This is a genomic window from Bradyrhizobium sp. MOS003 (genome assembly GCF_003020125.1).
Lineage (GTDB): Bacteria > Pseudomonadota > Alphaproteobacteria > Rhizobiales > Xanthobacteraceae > Bradyrhizobium.
Genome location: NZ_PYFW01000003.1, coordinates 847,824 through 864,091, shown reverse-complemented (window position 1 = coordinate 864,091; position 16,268 = coordinate 847,824). Strand labels below are relative to the sequence as shown.

At 63.7% G+C, this 16,268-nt stretch carries 16 protein-coding genes; 8 read left to right on the top strand and 8 right to left on the bottom strand.

The annotated features are described in order from the left end of the window. Positions 1–440 precede the first annotated feature (440 nt). Complete coding sequence (locus tag C7G42_RS18820; RefSeq protein ID WP_106950414.1) at positions 441–704, bottom strand: hypothetical protein; 264 nt, start codon at positions 702–704, stop codon at positions 441–443. A 350-nt stretch (positions 705–1,054) separates the two neighbouring features. Here C7G42_RS18820 and C7G42_RS18815 point away from each other — a divergent pair, with 350 nt between their 5' ends. Further along, positions 1,055–2,431, top strand: coding sequence for an HD-GYP domain-containing protein (locus C7G42_RS18815; RefSeq protein ID WP_106950413.1), 1,377 nt, complete (start codon positions 1,055–1,057; stop codon positions 2,429–2,431). Positions 2,432–2,513: 82 nt separating this feature from the next. Here C7G42_RS18815 and C7G42_RS18810 read toward each other — a convergent pair whose 3' ends face one another. The 4 genes from C7G42_RS18810 to C7G42_RS18795 are packed head-to-tail and all read right to left on the bottom strand — an operon-like array spanning position 2,514 to position 4,599. Continuing rightward, positions 2,514–3,095, bottom strand: coding sequence for a TIGR00645 family protein (locus C7G42_RS18810; protein ID WP_106950412.1), 582 nt, complete (start codon positions 3,093–3,095; stop codon positions 2,514–2,516). A 29-nt stretch (positions 3,096–3,124) separates the two neighbouring features. After that, complete coding sequence (locus tag C7G42_RS18805) at positions 3,125–3,763, bottom strand: TerC family protein (protein WP_106950411.1); 639 nt, start codon at positions 3,761–3,763, stop codon at positions 3,125–3,127. A gap of 6 nt (positions 3,764–3,769) precedes the next feature. Next, positions 3,770–4,123: a hypothetical protein gene (locus tag C7G42_RS18800; RefSeq protein WP_199580983.1), complete on the bottom strand. Its 354-nt coding sequence runs from the start codon at positions 4,121–4,123 to the stop codon at positions 3,770–3,772. A gap of 2 nt (positions 4,124–4,125) precedes the next feature. Further along, on the bottom strand, positions 4,126–4,599 hold the full coding sequence (locus tag C7G42_RS18795; protein ID WP_106950409.1) for a tellurite resistance TerB family protein: 474 nt from the start codon (positions 4,597–4,599) through the stop codon (positions 4,126–4,128). Between the two features lie 440 nt (positions 4,600–5,039). Here C7G42_RS18795 and C7G42_RS18790 point away from each other — a divergent pair, with 440 nt between their 5' ends. From C7G42_RS18790 to C7G42_RS18775, 4 genes are all read left to right on the top strand, one after another. Next, positions 5,040–6,785 carry an MOSC and FAD-binding oxidoreductase domain-containing protein gene (locus C7G42_RS18790; RefSeq protein ID WP_106950408.1) on the top strand — a complete coding sequence of 582 codons (1,746 nt, stop codon included), beginning with the start codon at positions 5,040–5,042 and terminating at the stop codon, positions 6,783–6,785. A 33-nt stretch (positions 6,786–6,818) separates the two neighbouring features. Beyond that, positions 6,819–7,415 (top strand): redoxin domain-containing protein, encoded by a 597-nt coding sequence (locus C7G42_RS18785; RefSeq protein ID WP_106950407.1) that lies wholly within the window; start codon positions 6,819–6,821, stop codon positions 7,413–7,415. Between the two features lie 84 nt (positions 7,416–7,499). Further along, on the top strand, positions 7,500–8,327 hold the full coding sequence (locus C7G42_RS18780) for a class II glutamine amidotransferase (RefSeq protein ID WP_106950406.1): 828 nt from the start codon (positions 7,500–7,502) through the stop codon (positions 8,325–8,327). A 17-nt stretch (positions 8,328–8,344) separates the two neighbouring features. Beyond that, a complete protein-coding gene (locus C7G42_RS18775; protein ID WP_106950405.1) occupies positions 8,345–9,574 on the top strand; it encodes a carboxylate-amine ligase in 1,230 nt (409 codons plus the stop codon). A gap of 264 nt (positions 9,575–9,838) precedes the next feature. Here C7G42_RS18775 and C7G42_RS18765 read toward each other — a convergent pair whose 3' ends face one another. Continuing rightward, positions 9,839–10,147, bottom strand: a complete 309-nt coding sequence (locus C7G42_RS18765) for a hypothetical protein (protein WP_106950480.1) — start codon at positions 10,145–10,147, stop codon at positions 9,839–9,841. 376 nt (positions 10,148–10,523) lie between these two features. Between C7G42_RS18765 and C7G42_RS18760 the strand changes: the two genes are divergently transcribed. Then, positions 10,524–11,660, top strand: a complete 1,137-nt coding sequence (locus C7G42_RS18760) for a hypothetical protein (RefSeq protein ID WP_106950404.1) — start codon at positions 10,524–10,526, stop codon at positions 11,658–11,660. Positions 11,661–11,785: 125 nt separating this feature from the next. On the opposite strand, the gene C7G42_RS18755 is transcribed toward C7G42_RS18760, so the two are convergent. Continuing rightward, positions 11,786–11,989 (bottom strand): hypothetical protein, encoded by a 204-nt coding sequence (locus tag C7G42_RS18755; RefSeq protein WP_106950403.1) that lies wholly within the window; start codon positions 11,987–11,989, stop codon positions 11,786–11,788. Between the two features lie 394 nt (positions 11,990–12,383). On the opposite strand from C7G42_RS18755, the gene C7G42_RS18750 reads away from it, so the two are divergent. Both C7G42_RS18750 and C7G42_RS18745 read left to right on the top strand, forming a co-directional pair. Next, entirely contained in the window at positions 12,384–13,559 is a 1,176-nt protein-coding gene (locus C7G42_RS18750; RefSeq protein WP_106950402.1) for a zinc-dependent alcohol dehydrogenase, read from the top strand. 57 nt (positions 13,560–13,616) lie between these two features. Continuing rightward, positions 13,617–14,624: an alpha/beta fold hydrolase gene (locus C7G42_RS18745; protein WP_106950401.1), complete on the top strand. Its 1,008-nt coding sequence runs from the start codon at positions 13,617–13,619 to the stop codon at positions 14,622–14,624. 216 nt (positions 14,625–14,840) lie between these two features. On the opposite strand, the gene gor is transcribed toward C7G42_RS18745, so the two are convergent. Further along, complete coding sequence (gene gor, locus C7G42_RS18740) at positions 14,841–16,229, bottom strand: glutathione-disulfide reductase (protein WP_106950400.1); 1,389 nt, start codon at positions 16,227–16,229, stop codon at positions 14,841–14,843. Positions 16,230–16,268 lie beyond the last annotated feature (39 nt).

The window sequence follows — 16,268 nt, the reverse complement described above, 5'->3', positions numbered from 1 at the left end:
ACCACACGATTTTGCCGTACGCCGATCACACCGGTCGTGCGCGCCAGGTGTTTCGCTCACGGTTGCCCGCCCTGCAAAATCCTTGGCGCCGATGTGACCTACGTCCACCGCCGCCCGGCCCGCGTTCGTGACGATCGCGATACGCCCTCTTCCTTGGGCCGGGTTGAGGCGACACATACGCCATTTCCGAAATTCGGTAAAGTGGAATATTTTTGGCGATGGGGATTGCCCCACCTCTGGCATGTTCTGCCTGTCGGTTAACACAAGGTCTTGTAGATATCGTGCCCGGCCGCGGCTCGGCGTTTCCGTGGCAGCGCTGAAGGCTTGCGATTTCCGATGCGCAGCCGCGACCCATCAGCGACCTCGGAAGCCATCCGCTCGTCGCCCGATGCCGGCAGTAAACCGGACGTGAGGCGGATAGCCGATCAATGAGCGGCAGCTTACCGGATGATCGTCGTCAGGGACGAGTAACGCCTGTTCGGCTTTACCTCGCCCGCCGAGAATTGCGCGAAGGCATCGCTGACGCGGGCGGCCGGCGTGGTGCCCGCTGCAAAGCGGAATTCCTGCGGCCGCGGCGCGTAGAAGCTGGCGCGGTAATATGCGTCGTCGAAGCGTGCCTCGCCGACCCCGAACAATGCGTCGCAGGCGAACAGGAGCGCATAGACTCCCGCGAGCGCAGCGGCGACCTCCTTGAAAACTGACATGTTGATGCCCCACCTTTTTGCCGGGGAGCATGCACGGCGGTTCCAAAGCCGAGGTTTAAGTCCGTGCAGGACTTGTCCGCAGGGTTTGCCGCCGCTGATCGGATTGCCGACGATTTTATCGATCTCGAGATCCTACCCACTCACCGGATCAGGTGGCCTGGGAATTTCGGATCGGGCGGCGTCGGACGGCCAAGTTCACCCGCCCGCCTCGGGTTCGCTGAATTGTCGATCGCAGCGGTGCCATGCTCGCCGCTGGACATACCGCCTGTTAATTCGTTCGTGGTGAGGTCCGCTTTTTGGACATCGGACCGGCCCGGATAGGCCGCGAAAGTGGCCCCGGAGCCTCGACCATGGAACGACCGCCTCCCGACCACGGATTGCACGACAAGGTCACGCTCGCGGAACTGTTGAGCGCTCTGAGCTACGCGCTCGACCTGACCGAGGGACAGCCGGCAGGGCATTGCGTGCGATGCAGTCACATCGGCGTCGAGATCGGTAGACACATCGGCCTTGGCGAGCAGGAGATCACCGAGCTGTACTACGTGCTGCTGCTGAAGGATCTCGGCTGCAGCAGCAACGCCGCCCGCATCTGCGAGCTGTATCTGACCGACGATCTCACCTTCAAGCAGGACTTCAAGCTGATCGACGGCAGCCTGTCTCAGGCGCTGCGCTTCGTGCTCAGCCATACCGGCCTGAAGGCCGGATTGGCCGAACGGTTCCGCGCCATCGTCAATATCTTTCAGAACGGCGGCGAGATCGCGCGCGAGTTGATCGAGACCCGCTGCCACCGCGGCGCGGACATCGCCCGCAAGATGCGCTTCTCCGAGCCGGTCGCCGAAGGCATCAAGAATCTGGACGAGCATTGGGACGGCAGCGGCAAGCCTCTTGGCTTGTCCGGCACTGCCATTCCGATCTATTCGCGCATTGCCCTGCTGGCGCAGGTCGTCGACGTGTTCCACGTCGCGAACGGACCCGAGGCCGCGCTACGCGAAGCAAAGAACCGGTCGGGGGTATGGTTCGATCCCGATTTGGTTGCGGCTTTCGAGCGCGTGGCGGCAAGCCCCGCTTTCCTGGACATGCTCGGCACCGACGGCGGTCGGGAGTGCGCCAATTCCCACGCGCCGGCCCAAGCGAGCGTGCCGATCGACGAGGACTATCTCGACGACATTGCAGCTGCCTTCGCCCAGGTGGTGGATTCCAAGAGCCCTTACACCAGCGGTCACAGCGAGCGCGTGACGCTGTTCACGGATTTGATCGCCGAGGAGCTGATGTTCAGCGCCGAGCAGCGGCGCAAGCTCAAGCGTGCCGCGCTGCTGCACGACATCGGCAAGCTCGGGGTGAGCAACGCGATCCTGGACAAGCCGGGCAAGCTGGACGACGCCGAATGGGAAATCATGAGGATGCATTCGGCGCATTCCGAAGCAATCCTGTCGCGCATCGGCGCATTCCGCGACCTCGCGCCGATCGCAGCCGCGCATCATGAGCGGCTGGACGGCAAGGGATATCCGCGCGGCCTCCAAGCAGACCAGATCAGCCTGGAAACCCGCTTGATCACGACCGCGGACATATTCGATGCGCTGACGGCCGACCGCCCCTATCGTGCCGCCATGTCCATCACCCAAGCTATGGGAATCATGTCAGGAATGGTCGGCACCCAGATCGATGCAGGCTGTTTTGCAGCGCTTCAGCGCGCGCTGGGGCGGGTCCACGGAACCCTGGCGGCGTGACGGCCGGGAGGGCCCCTCCCTGATCCGGCCGCACCGCAACCTGTCTGCCCGTCATCGCGTCGGAAGGGTTTTCCGCGCGAGTTCAGCCGTGGCCGGCTTCCTTGCGATGACCGCTCTCGCTGAGGCGGTCGACCCAGGCAATGCCCACCGCCGAGATGATGAAGGTCAGATGGATCAGCACCTGCCACATCACGCCGGTCTCGGTGAAATTGCTGCGCGTGGTGCCGAGATTGCCGGCCTCGATGAAGGTCCTGAGCAGGGAGATCGATGAGATGCCGATGATCGCCATCGCGAGCTTGATCTTGAGCACGCTGGCGTTGACGTGGCTGAGCCATTCCGGTTCGTCGGGGTGGCCGGTCAGGTTCAGCCGGGACACGAAGGTCTCGTAGCCGCCGACGATCACCATGATCAGGAGGTTGGAGATCATGACGACGTCGATCAGCCCGAGCACGACCAGCATGATCTGCTGCTCGCTGGCGTCGAAGGAGTGCGCGACCAGGTGCCAGAGTTCCTTCAGGAACAGCAGCACGTAGACGGCCTGCGCGACGATCAGGCCGATATAGAGCGGAAACTGCAGCCAGCGCGAGCCGAAGATGAGCTGGGCGAACACGCCGAGGCGCGGCGGCACGGGCTGCGCCGAAGGTGCTTTGGGGTCGGACGTCATGGACTACTCCGGATTGTAAAGATATCGCCTCAGAGACTCGCGATGACAGGCGCGAGCTCGAGTGAGCCCCGATAAATCATCTCAAAGGCGACATAAATGATGATCGCGAGGCCGACATAGGCGATCCAGCGCTGCTTCTGGAGGACGCGGCCGAGCAGGTCGGCGGCGACGCCCATTAACGCGACCGACAGCAACAGGCCGAAGGCGAGAATATAGGGATGTTCGCGCGCGGCGCCGGCGACGGCGAGCACGTTGTCGAGCGACATCGAGACGTCGGCCGCGATGATCTGCACCGCAGCCTGGCCGAAGGTCTTTCGCTGCGCCGGCGCAGCCGCCGCGCCGCCGCCATGGCCGAATGCGAGCTCGTTGGAGTGCGCCGCCTGCTCGCGCAGCTCGCGCCACATCTTCCAGCACACCCAGAGCAGCAGTACGCCGCCGGCGAGCAACAGGCCGATGACCTGCAGGAGCTGGGTCGCCACGCCCGCGAAGACGATGCGCAGCACGGTGGCGGCGGCAATGCCGACGATGATGGCACGGCGGCGCTGTTCGGCCGGCAATCCCGCCGCGGCAAGGCCGATGACGACGGCATTGTCGCCGGCGAGTACGAGGTCGATCAGGACGACTTGAAGCAGTGCGGTGAGCGCTTCGGGTGTGATGAATTCAAACATGTTCGATCATTTTTTGGGCGCGGACGGATCGAGCCAATGCGGCTTCTTTCGCTCGACCCAATCCAGGACCTTCGAACGCGACGAACGCAGCGCAGGCACGTCCTCGGCAAGCAGCGCGAGGCCGAGCGGCAGCATCCAGACGCCGAGAATCGGCAGGAAGGAAAGCACGCCGCCGGCAATGAGCAGCGCACCCGAGGGAATTCTGACCCAACGGTTCGATGGTTTGAGCAGATAGGTGACGGTGTCACCCATGCGTGGCGGCAGCCGATCGACAAGCTTGTCGAGGCGCGGGTCACCGCCGGCCAGTTCGCCGGCGGAACCTGCGGCCTCATTGCGACGCTCGTCCGATGCTGCGCTCATGCTTATTCCTCTGTCGCCAAGGGCTGTTCGAGGCGCTCCTTAGGCGAGTTGACCGGCTTTGCGCGCGGCAGCACCAGCGTCAGCAAACGCAACAATTTGATCGCCTGCACTTCATGGGGATGGACGTCCTCGTCCGCCGCAGCAACGCGCTCCGACAGCTCGATCAGATGGGACGAGAGCGGCAGGTTCGAAACCGGCCGCAGCGTGTCGATCACGACATTGGCGAAATCCGGCTCTTCGAGCCGTTCGGCGAGTTCGTCGAACATGGCATAGAGCCGTTCCTCCGGAATGTGCGGCGCCAGCTTGCGATCCCGGACGAAGCGGATCACCTCGTCGCGCTCGACGGGCGAAACGCGCCGGTCGGCAACCGCGACCAGCGCGCCCACGATCACTAGCGCGGCGGCAGCCTGCTCGTTCAAGCTGGACGGTTCCGTGATCTCGATCTCGATGGAATTTAAATGCTTGGCGTCAGTCATCGTTGCTCCTCAATTTGCGAAATGACCGCACGGAGCTGCGATGGGGACGAATGGTCGGAGATAAAGAACGAGGCCCGACAATCGGCCGATCCATCGCATTCGCGCGGGACAGGTCATCCGACATCGCGAGGTTTGCCGACTAGGTCGGCGTCCTCGCCAGAGGGGCCCGGATTCTTGTTCGTACCAGAGATAGAGGTGGGTCCGTCGGAATCAAGGCAGCACGGCTGCGACCAGCCGCCGCATCGGTTCCATGGTTGCAGGCTGACTGATCCAGCCTCGTGTTGCGGCTCTGCACGGCGCGCCCAGGAACAGCGATTTTGCCGACGGTCGGCTCGCAACGTCTAACAATCACTAACGGGCCCACAATCCGATTAGGGTGCAGATTACCGTGCAGGCGCCCCGCCAGGTCGGGGACTATGCATCCGCGATCGAGGAAACCGATGGCTCGTCTGCTCTCCCTCAATGTCGGCCTGCCGCGCGACGTCGCCTGGCAAGGCAGGACCGTCCATACCGGAATCTGGAAGACCTCCGTCACAGGCCCGCGCCGGGTACGCCGGCTCAACATCGATGGCGACGGCCAGGGCGATACGGCGGGTCACGGCGGCGAGCAGCGAGCCGTCTTCGTCTATCAAGACGAGTCCTATCGATACTGGCAGAAACATCTCGGCCGTTCCGACCTCGTTCATGGTCAATTCGGCGAGAATTTCACCGTCGAGGGCCTGGCCGACACCGAGGTCTGCATCGGTGATCGCTACAGAATCGGATCGGCCCTGTTCGAGGTCACGCAGCCGCGCGTCACCTGCTACCGGCTCGGCATTCGCATGGACGAGCCCGACATGCCCGCGCTGCTCGTCAAGCACGGCCGGCCGGGCTTCTACTTCCGTGTCATCGAGGAAGGCGACGTCGAGGCCGGCGACGAGATCGTGCAGGTCGAGAGCGGTCCGGAAGGCATGAGCGTCGCCGAGATCGATGCGCTGCTTTACCTGCCGCCTCATCCGCCCGAGCGCCTTGCGCGCGCGCTGAAAATTCCGGCGCTGAGCCCCGGCTGGAATCACTCCTTTGCTGAACTGCTGGCGCAGCAGGACGGCCCCGCCGCGGGAAACGCCGGGCTCGGCCCAGCGGCTTTCCCGGCGCCGGCCTGGCGCGGCTTCCGCCCGTTTCGCGTGACGCGCAAGATCGCCGAAAGCGCCAGCGTGACCTCGCTGATGCTCGAGCCTGCGGACGGACAGAAGTTGGCAGCCGCCCTGCCCGGTCAATTCGTGGTCGTGCGGCTGGGGCCATCGGCGATGACGCGCAGCTATTCGCTGTCGAGCCGCGCCGACGCCGCATCCTATCGCATCAGCATCAAGCGCGAGGCGCACGGCGCGGCCAGCTTCTATGTCGCGGAGACGATCCAGGCTGGCGATATCGTGCCGGTCGGTGCGCCGCGCGGCAGCTTCACGCTCCATGCCGATGCGCGGCCTGTGGTGCTGCTGAGCGCGGGTATCGGCGTGACGCCGGTGCTCGCCATGCTGCACGCCCTCGCCGCCGAACGCACGACGCGGGATGTCTGGTGGCTGCATGGCACACGCAACGGCCGCGAGCATCCGTTCGCGGCCGAGACGCGCGCGCTCCTTGCAGGATTGGCCCATCATCACAGCCATGTCTGCTTCAGCGCGCCCGATCCGGCCGACCGTCCAGGAGCCGACTTCGACAGCACGGGTCGTCTGGATCGGCAGCGGCTCCAGATGCTCGACGTCCCCAGGGACGGCGATTTCTATCTCTGCGGACCGACGGCCTTCATGAGCGACCTTACCACCGGCCTCGCCGCGCTGGGTGTCGCGCCCGATCGCATTCACACCGAGCTGTTCGGCAGCAAGCCCTCGCTGACGCCGGGTATCGCCGCCGCGCCGAAGACGACTCCACATCAGCCGACCGGAGCCCCGGGCCCGGGTCCGATGGTGTCGTTCACCCGCAGCGGCCTCAATGTCTGCTGGGGGCCTTCCTACGCCAACCTACTCGAGCTCGCCGAGGCATGCGATGTCCCGGTGCGCTGGTCGTGCCGGACGGGCGTGTGCCACAACTGCGAGAGCGGCCTCGTGGCCGGAGAAGTCAGCTACGCGCCGGATCCGCTCGACCCGCCGGCGGAGGGAAATCTGCTGATCTGCTGCGCACGACCACAAGGCGACGTCGTGATCGATCTCTAGAGACAAAATCGGCGCCGGACACAGGAGGATTCGATGCGAACTGACATCATGCCGGGAGTGACCTTCCCGGATTACGAACTCAGCGACCACACCGCAAAGCACCGCAAACTCTCCGAGCTGCAAGGGGACGATCCCATGATCGTCGTGCTCGGCCGCGGCGGATTCTGCCCGAAGGATCGTCGCCAGACCGAAGGGTTGGTTCAGCTCCATCGCGAGATGGAGGTCGGCTATTGCCGGCTGGTCACGATCACCACCGACACCATCACCGAGACCAATGAATATCGCAGTGGCGCCGGCGCGCACTGGCCCTTCCTCTCGGACCCCAGGCGGATCGTCCAGAAGGACCTCGACATCGCCGAATACACCGATCCCCTCCACAATCCGATGATTCCGCATGTCGTCGTGCTGGAGCCCCGCCTCGTCATTCACAAGATCTACAACGGCTACTGGTTCTTCGGGCGTCCGACGATGGAAGAATTGCGCCAGGACCTCAGAGCCGTCGGCATGAAGTGCCGCCCGGATTGGGACATCACAGCGCCCGGATTCAGGGCGCTCTGGGACCAGGGCCGCAAGGAGCATTTTTATCCCTACGGCAAGGCTTATCGCGAAACGCTCGGCGGCCGGGACTAGCGGCGCGAGCGACCGGATCTCGCCGGGAACGCAGCCCGGGCCTGTTTGTTGGTGCTGCCAGGACATATCCCCGACAGGAACCTCATGTGCCGCTGGATCGCATACCGAGGCGAGACCACCTCGTTCGAGCCTTACGTCACCGAGCCCGAACATTCGCTGGTCGCGCAAAGCATCCGATCGCTGCAATCCACGGCGGGCTCGAACGGCGACGGCTTTGGTCTGGGCTGGTACGGTGAGCATCCGGAGCCCGGGCTCTACCGCGAGACGCGGCCGGCGTGGTCCGACGAAAACCTGCGCTATCTCTGCCGGCATCTGCGCTCGCATTTGTTCTTTGCCCATGTGCGGGCTGCGACCGGCACGGCGGTGACGCGGCAGAATTGCCATCCCTTTGCCTGCGGCCACTGGATGTTCATGCACAACGGATTCGTCGGGAGCTGGAATCGGCTACGTCGCAAGGTCGAAGCGCTGATCCCCGATGCCTATTATCCGTCGCGGCTGGGCACGACCGATTCGGAAGCCGTGTTCCTGGCGATGATGGGGGCCGGCCTCGACGGCGATCCGCTCGGAGCGACGCAGCGCGTGCTGCACGCCCTGATCGGCCTGGTCAACGAAGGCAATCTGCGCGAACGGCTGCGCTTCACCAGTGCGATCGCCAACGGCCGGGATCTCTATGCGTTTCGAGTTGCGGTCAACGACGCCGCGAACACGCTCTATTACCGGGAGGACGGCGGTCAGGTCATCGTGGTGTCCGAACCGTTCGACAAGGAATCGGATTGGATCGAAGTGCCGCCAAATCACGCGCTCATCGCGCGCGCGTCCGAAAGCGTGAAGATTGTTCCGTTCGACGCGACAATTTGCAGTAGCGCCGACAGGGAACCCGTCCCCGCCAAGAGGATTAGTGCCCGCAGGTGACCTTTGCCGGGTGGGAAATGACTTTTGCTTCGGATGTTTTGAAACTGCTGCGCCTCGATTCTTCGACCGACAAGCAGCATCTGGTGATTCGCTCTGCCGGTGGCGGCGGCAAGGCTGCTGAATATTCCTTCGGCATCGAAGAGGAGTATTTCCTGGCCGACCGCCGCAGTTTCGAGGTCGCGATCCGCACGCCTAACGAGCTGTTCGAGTCGGCGAACTGGTCGACCGGCGGCCAGGCCATGCGCGAGATGCTGCAATCCCAGCTCGAGGTCGCCACCAACGTCCATGTCGACGTCAACGACGCCCGCGAAGAGCTTCGCTTCCTGCGGCGAGAAGTCGCCAACGTCGCCGCACAATATGGCTACGTGATCATGGCCTGCGGCACGCACCCGACCGCGGTGTGGCGCATGTCGCAGCCGAGCCCGAAGCCGCGCTACGAGGAGATGATCGAGGATCTGCGCAGCATCGGCCACCGCAACATGATGTGCGGCATGCATGTGCACGTCCAGCTGCCCGATCCCGAGAAGCGCATGGCGGTGATGCGGGCGATGCTGCCGCATCTGCCGCTGTTCATCGCGCTGTCCGCGTCCTCCCCGTTCTGGAATTCGCACAAGACCGGACTGAAGGGCTACCGTCTCGCCGCCTATTCCGAGCTGCCGCGCACCGGCCTGCCCGAACTGTTTGAGAGCCGGCAGGAGTACGACGACTATGTCGGCGCCTTGCAGCGCTCCGGCGTCGTTCCCGACGAGAGCCACATCTGGTGGGCGATGCGCCCCTCGATGCGGCACCCGACCCTCGAGCTTCGCGCGCCCGACACCTGCACTCTGGTCGACGACGCCGTCGCCATCGCCTCGCTCTATCGCTGCCTGACGCGCCACCTCTATCTGCGGCCCCATCTGTCGAAGGAGGTCACCGCGGTCGAACGCGCGATTGCGGTGGAGAACAAGTGGCGCGCCCAGCGCTACGGCACCGATTGCATCTTTGCCTCCAAGGATGGACCGGTCAACATCGCGGAGATGCTCTCCCGAATCATCGACGACACCGCCGGGGACGCCGAGGTGCTGGGCTGCACAGCCGAGATCGAGCATTGCCGCACCATCGTGGAGCGCGGCAGCTCGGCCGAATTCCAGCTTCGCGCCTACCGCGAAAATGGCGACGACATCACAGCCGTGTCACGATGGATTGCTACGACGACGATCTCGGGGACGATCGCGCCGATCGGGCGCAGTGCGCCTGCGCCGTCATAGCGCCCGCGCAAGCTTCGCGGACGAGAACGTCATTTCCGAATTTGATACGCCGTGGGGGGGGGAATGCATGACTGACATCGCCTGGTGCGCCGGTTGCGGCCACAGCCTGGTCCCGATCCTGTCCGAGAACGGCCGCGCGCGGCCAAGCTGCTTGGTGCGAGGGAGTCGATGCGCGGACCATTGAGATGGCAAAGTGGGCGGACAGCCCGGCCGGCAAGCCGGATCGGGCCGCGCCTCACGCTTTCGATTGAGCCGCCCTCCGCGTCAAGCCCGCGCCACCACGCGCGGACGGAATACGGAATCGACCGTCGGCGCACGAGCCGCGACCGGCTTTCGCGTCGGCCGGCGCCGCGGGATGAAGAAATTGTTCACGAGGATCGGCTCGTAATCGCCGAGCGCAGTCCGCTCCTTCACCAGCAGGCTCATGACCGAGCGCATCTTGATGACTTCCTGCGCCACGAAGCTGCAGTCCTCCGCGCGATTGATCTGCTCATGCATGATGGCTTCGGCTTCGCGCATGCTGACGCGGAGCGCCCTGATCGTTTTGCGAATTTCGTTGATACGGTTGTCCATGGCTGCCTCCATCTCGGTCGCAGCATAAGAACAAACCATGAACAATCTGTCAATCGCCGTGGTGTCAGGTCGCGATGTTACCGCTGATCCTGAGATGGCTTCGCGCCGATCCGTGGCCTCTGCCGTTGCACGCGCGTTGGCGAGCTTGCCGACAAATTAGACAGGCCCCCCTCGCCGCGCCCGAACCGCGCGGCCCCGGCACGCGTCCGACGATCAGAAGCAGCCGTCGATCTAACCTCCCGTGCAACCACCGGATTTCCCCCGAACCGGCACATCCGCATCGCGATGCCGGGGCCGCTTGCTGCTTCGCAAACCAATTGGCCCAAAATTCGCAATGACATTGCCAGCGAAGCAACGGCGCAGAGCGGAGAACGTCATGAACGTGCATGCGGGCGATCTCAGGACCACCGGCCTCACCCATCCGAACGGCGCGCCGCTCCGCCTCAACATGCAGGACTTCGTCGCCATCGACCGCGACCGGAATGCGAAATTCGAGGCGACCTATCGCCCGCAGGCACTCTACAATCGCGCCAACGAAGGCTTTCACGCCAACAACGAAACCTTCCTGCTCCACGAAGTCGCGACCAACCTGCCGATCTACCGCCCCGACACAGGTCCCACCGATTTCCACTTGCACCTTCCACCCGGCGGCTTCCAGCTGGTGCTGGTGACCTCGGGCGCGTTCACCTTCGACTATGACGGGCGCTTCTACAATGTCGGCCCCGGCGCTGTGATGCTGCAAAGCGCGATCGTGCATCGCCAGCTGTTCTACACCTGGTCGGGACTGTCGACCGAAGAGAATTTGAAGACGCCGCAGACGGTGGCGCCGGATCCGGTCTCGATGGGCTATTCGGGCAAATTCCTCGAAGCCTTCATCACCGATCCCACCACCTTCCCGAATCCCACCATCGTCGGCCCCGACCAGATCAACGAAGCCGAGACGCCGCGCGTGGCCTGGAGCCATCCGCTGCACGATCGACCGGCCAATGCCGGCTTCTGGCTTCAGGATCCGCTGGCGCTGGATGCACTGTTCAAGCCGCTGAGCGACGGTTCGATCAAATCGGCGCTGCCGGTTTACGTGCGCGACATCGGCATCGAAGCACCGAGCGGCCAGCTCGTGACCGGCCACATCATCGCAACCGACCCGCGCGGAGGGTCGCTGCTGCCGAAGAGCACATCGTCATCAGCGGACGCCGCCTCGTTCGCCAAGGGCGAGGTGGTGATCTATCGCGTCATTCGCGGCAGCGCTGAATTCAAGAACAAGGCGGGTGAGACCTTCGAGCTCGCGGCCGGCGACGTCGTGACCGCAGGCAAGAGCTCGATCAGCCTCATTGCGGTCGGAGAGAACACACAAGTGCTTCGGCTCGGTCTCCTCAAGGGCATGAACGATCTTCGCAGCTGGACGCCGACGCAGCGCGACGAGATCGACGGTCTCGCCGGCCAGATCATCACACAGAAGGACATCCGCCCGCTGCGCACCGAAGGCAGGCCGGTCGGATATCTTTACGGGTAGCCGTACAAGACAGGCCAGCCCAAGCGGGCTTGGCAAGCGAGCGGACCTGCCGCGACATGATCGACTTCAGCGAGCGGCGCGAGCAATTCTTGCCCGCCGGCACCGGCACCGTGGGTCTCGCACGCCTATACCGGAAGGCGGCGCACCGGAGAGGTCAGACACGCGTTGATATCGGCGGCCATCTTGTTGCGGTGGGCTTTGTTCAAAAGCGCGTCTCGCTCCGCACCGGGTTCAAGGCGCGAGGCCTGTTCACGCAGCCTCGCTGCATCGGCTGCGAGACGTTCGGCAAGAGAGGTCGCTTGACGTGCACGGCTGCGGTTCTCAGTCATTACCAATGTCCTTGCTTGCGCTACGCATCGCCAGGCACTGTTGCCATCGTCCTGAACCGCTCACGCGCCCCAGCAGCGGTAGCTTGCGGCAACGATTCAGAGAATGAGAGATGACGTTCAATGCGCGCCTCCGGTCTGTGGCGGGAGCGCGGCAGCGTCTCTCTGTCACCGGGCGCCAAGCACATCCGTGCCCGTGATACCTTGAATATGGTGTCTCAAACGACATTCGCCAGAGCGCCGTCCCCGAGAAGCCGTTCCTGACCTTCGATCAAGGTCCATAATCGACTGCCGGGCTGCATTCATTGGGTTAGGAACATCCCTCCATCCCTTCTGTTGCATCTGCACGACATGACCCGTGAATGCGCATGCCGTCCCTCAAAATGGAGATTTGACCATGCGTGCGCTCTGTTGGCACGGCAAAGGAGACGTCCGGGTCGACACGGTCCCGGATCCCAAGATCCAGCATCCGCGTGACGCGATCATCAAGATAACCGCCTGCGCCATCTGCGGCTCGGACCTGCATCTGTTTGACGGTTACCAGCCGACCATGGAGAGCGGTGACATCCTCGGCCATGAGAACATGGGCGAGGTGATCGAACTGGGGTCGGAAGTGACGAATCTGAAGATCGGCGACCGCGTCGTTGTTCCCTTCACGATCAGTTGCGGCAATTGCTGGTTCTGCCAGCAAGGATTGTTCTCCTGTTGCGACCGGACCAATCCGAACGCAGAGATCGCCGCCAAGGCGATGGGCCAGTCGCCGGCCGGGCTATTTGGCTTCAGCCACATGCTGGGGGGCTATTCGGGCGGACAAGCCGAGTATTTGCGCGTACCGATGGCTGATGTCGGTCCGATCAAGATTCCCGACAGCATCACGGATGAGCAGGCGCTGTTTCTGTCCGACATCTTCCCGACCGGCTACATGGCTGCCGTCAATGCGCAGATTGAACCGGGCGACACCGTCGCGATCTGGGGCTGCGGCCCCGTCGGCCAGTTCGCGATTCGCTCCGCGCTCATGCTCGGAGCTGGACGCGTCATAGCCATCGACGAAGTGCCCGAGCGTCTCGAAATGGCCGAAGCCGGCGGCGCCGAAATCATCGATTTCTCGAAGGAGGACGTCCATGAGGAATTGATGCGGCGAACCAACAAGCGCGGTCCGGACAGCTGTATCGATGCGGTGGGCTGTGAGGCATCGGGCCACGGCTCGGCAGATGCGGTGCTGGACAAGGTCAAGGCGGCAACCTTCCTGGCGACAGACCGCGTTCACGTGCTGCGTCAGGCCATCATGGCCTGCCGCAAGGCGGGTACAATCTCGATTCCCGGCGTTTATGTCGGAATGGGTGACAAGATCCCGCTCGGCGCCGCCATGAACAAGGGACTGACCATCAAGACCGGTCAGACCCACGTTCAGGCCTACACCAAGCCGCTGCTCGCCAAGATCGTTGCGGGTGAAATCGATCCTAGTTTTGTGGTGACACATCCGGCCAGCCTCGAAGACGCGCCGGAGATGTACCAGAAATTCCGCGACAAAGAGGCCGGCGTCATCAAGGTCGTGATGCGGCCAGGACGTTAAGCGGAAGCATCGCTTCCCTGCTCTCAAACAGCTGGCCGCGGTCAGCGAAAGTGTCCCATGCGCATCTTGAAGAAACGTTCGCCGTCTTTGGCGACGACGACCCTTCGTACTCTCGCAAAATATCCGTTCGTCTCCGCCATCGCCGCGACTGCCGGCTTGATGGCAGCGGCCGCGGTCGTCAATCGGCGGCTTGCCGACAAGGCGCAGCGCGACAACCCACCGCAAGGACGGTTCATCGACATCGACGGAGTTCGCCTGCATTACGTGGAGCGCGGATCCGGACGCCCCCTGGTGCTGCTCCATGGCAATGGCAGCATGATCCAGGATTTCGAGTCGAGCGGCCTGATCGACCTCGCTGCCAAGGACTATCGCGTCATCGTGTTCGATCGTCCCGGCTTCGGCCACAGCCTCAGGCCCCGCAACGTGGTGTGGACGCCTGCAGCCCAAGCCGACCTCTTCAAGGATGCGCTCGCGCAACTCGGCGTCGAGAAGGCGATCGTGCTCGGACATTCCTGGGGAGCGTCAGTTGCGATCGCGCTGGCAAGCAGACATCCCTCAATGGTCGAGGCCCTGATCCTGGCGTCGGGCTACTATTTCCCGACAGCCCGCACCGACGCGATGATGGCGATGGCCGGGCCTGCGATTCCGGGATTTGGCGATATCCTCAGTCACACGATTTCGCCGTTGCTCAACCGCCTGATGTGGCCGGCGATGCTGCGACAGCTGTTCGGACCGAAATCGGTCCCGCAGAAATTCGACGGCTTCCCCAAATCAATGGCCATGCGTCCCTCGCAGCTACGGGCCGGCGCTGCCGAGGCGGCGCTGATGGTGCCTGCGGCAATGCTGTCGGCGAAGACCTACGGCGAGCTGGCGATGCCGGTCACCATCCTGGCTGGCGAGGACGATCGGCTCATCGACATCGACGAGCAGTCCGGCCGGCTGCATGACGAGATCAAGCATAGCAAGATGCGTCGCGTCCCGAATGCCGGGCATATGATCCAGCAGTCGGACACTGCCGACCTCATGGCCGCTATCGACGAGGTCGCTGCGAGCACGCTGCACTGAGAGCCTGATCACGCCAGGCGAATCCGATTCAATGCGAGGTCTGCCTCGCACTGACGCGGGTGAAGTTGCGTTGCATGACAGCTGACGCGGCCTGGCCGCGATATCGGCCAGCCATGCATTCTTCAAAATGCGTCCCAAAAGAATGTCACGATGGACGAACGTCCATCCGATCATCGGCCCGCCGGGCTCTAAGAAAACGGCCCGGTGATTGCCGCCCTACTCCGCCGCCTGACGCACGTGGCGCGCGGTCGGGGTGCGCATGGTGACCAGCTCTTCGGCGGCGGTCGGATGCAGCGCGATGGTCGCGTCGAAATCGGCCTTGGTCGCCTTCATCTTCACCGCGATCGCGACGGCTTGCGTGATCTCGGCGGCGGCCTCGCCGACGATGTGGCAGCCGAGCACGCGATCGCTCGCACCGTCGACGACCAACTTCATCAGCACGCGGGTGTCGCGGCCCGACATCGTCGCCTTGATCGGGCGGAACGAGGTCTTGTAGATGTCGACGTGACTGAATTGGGCGCGCGCCTCGGTTTCCGTCAGACCAACCGTGCCGACCTCCGGCTGCGAGAACACGGCGGTCGGAATGTTGGCGTGATCGACCTGCACAGTACGCTTGCCGAACACGGTGTCGGCGAAGGCATGGCCCTCGCGGATCGCGACCGGCGTCAAATTGAAGCGATGGGTGACGTCGCCGATCGCATAGATGCTGTCGACCGAGCTCTTCGAGAAATGGTCGACCGCGATGCCGCCGTTCGCGGGGTTGATGGCGACACCGGCGTTCTCCAACCCGAGATTGGCCACGGCCGGATGGCGACCGATCGCGAACATCACCTGGTCGGAGGCGAGGCTCGATCCGTTCGACAGATGCGTGGTGAATTCATCGCCGTGGCGGTCGACCTTGCTTACCGTGCAGCCGGTGAGAATGGTGATGCCCTGCTTCTCCATCTCGGCACGAACATGGGTACGAACATCCTCGTCGAAGCCGCGAAGGATGTTGTCGCCGCGATAGATCACGGTGACGTCGGAGCCGAAGCCGGCGAAGATGCCGGCGAATTCCAGCGCGATGTAGCCGCCGCCCTGGATCACGATCCGCTTCGGCAGCTTCTTCAGATGAAATGCCTCGTTGGAGGAGATCACGTGCTCGATGCCGGGGATCGCGGCGCCATGGTTGGGCGCGCCGCCGGTGGCGATCAGGATGTATCTTGCGGTGATCTTGCGGTCGTTTTCGAGCAGGCGGACGGTGTGCTTGTCCTCGATCACCGCACGGCTCTTGACGATCTGCGCGCCCGACTTCTCGACATTGGCGGTGTAGGCCGCCTCGAGCCGCGCGATCTCCTTGTCCTTGTTGGCGATCAGCGTCGACCAGTCGAAGCTGGCGGGCGGAACGGTCCAGCCGAAACCCGCGGCATCCTCGAGCTCGTGGCGAAAATGCGAGCCGATCACGAACAGCTTCTTCGGCACGCAGCCGCGGATCACGCAGGTACCGCCCATGCGGTACTCTTCCGCGATCATCACGCGGGCGCCGTAACCGGCCGCGATACGGGCGGCACGCACGCCGCCCGAACCACCACCGATGACGAAGAGGTCGACGTCGAATTCAGCCATTGTCCACTCCGACCCCTATATGAATTACCGATCAGATAG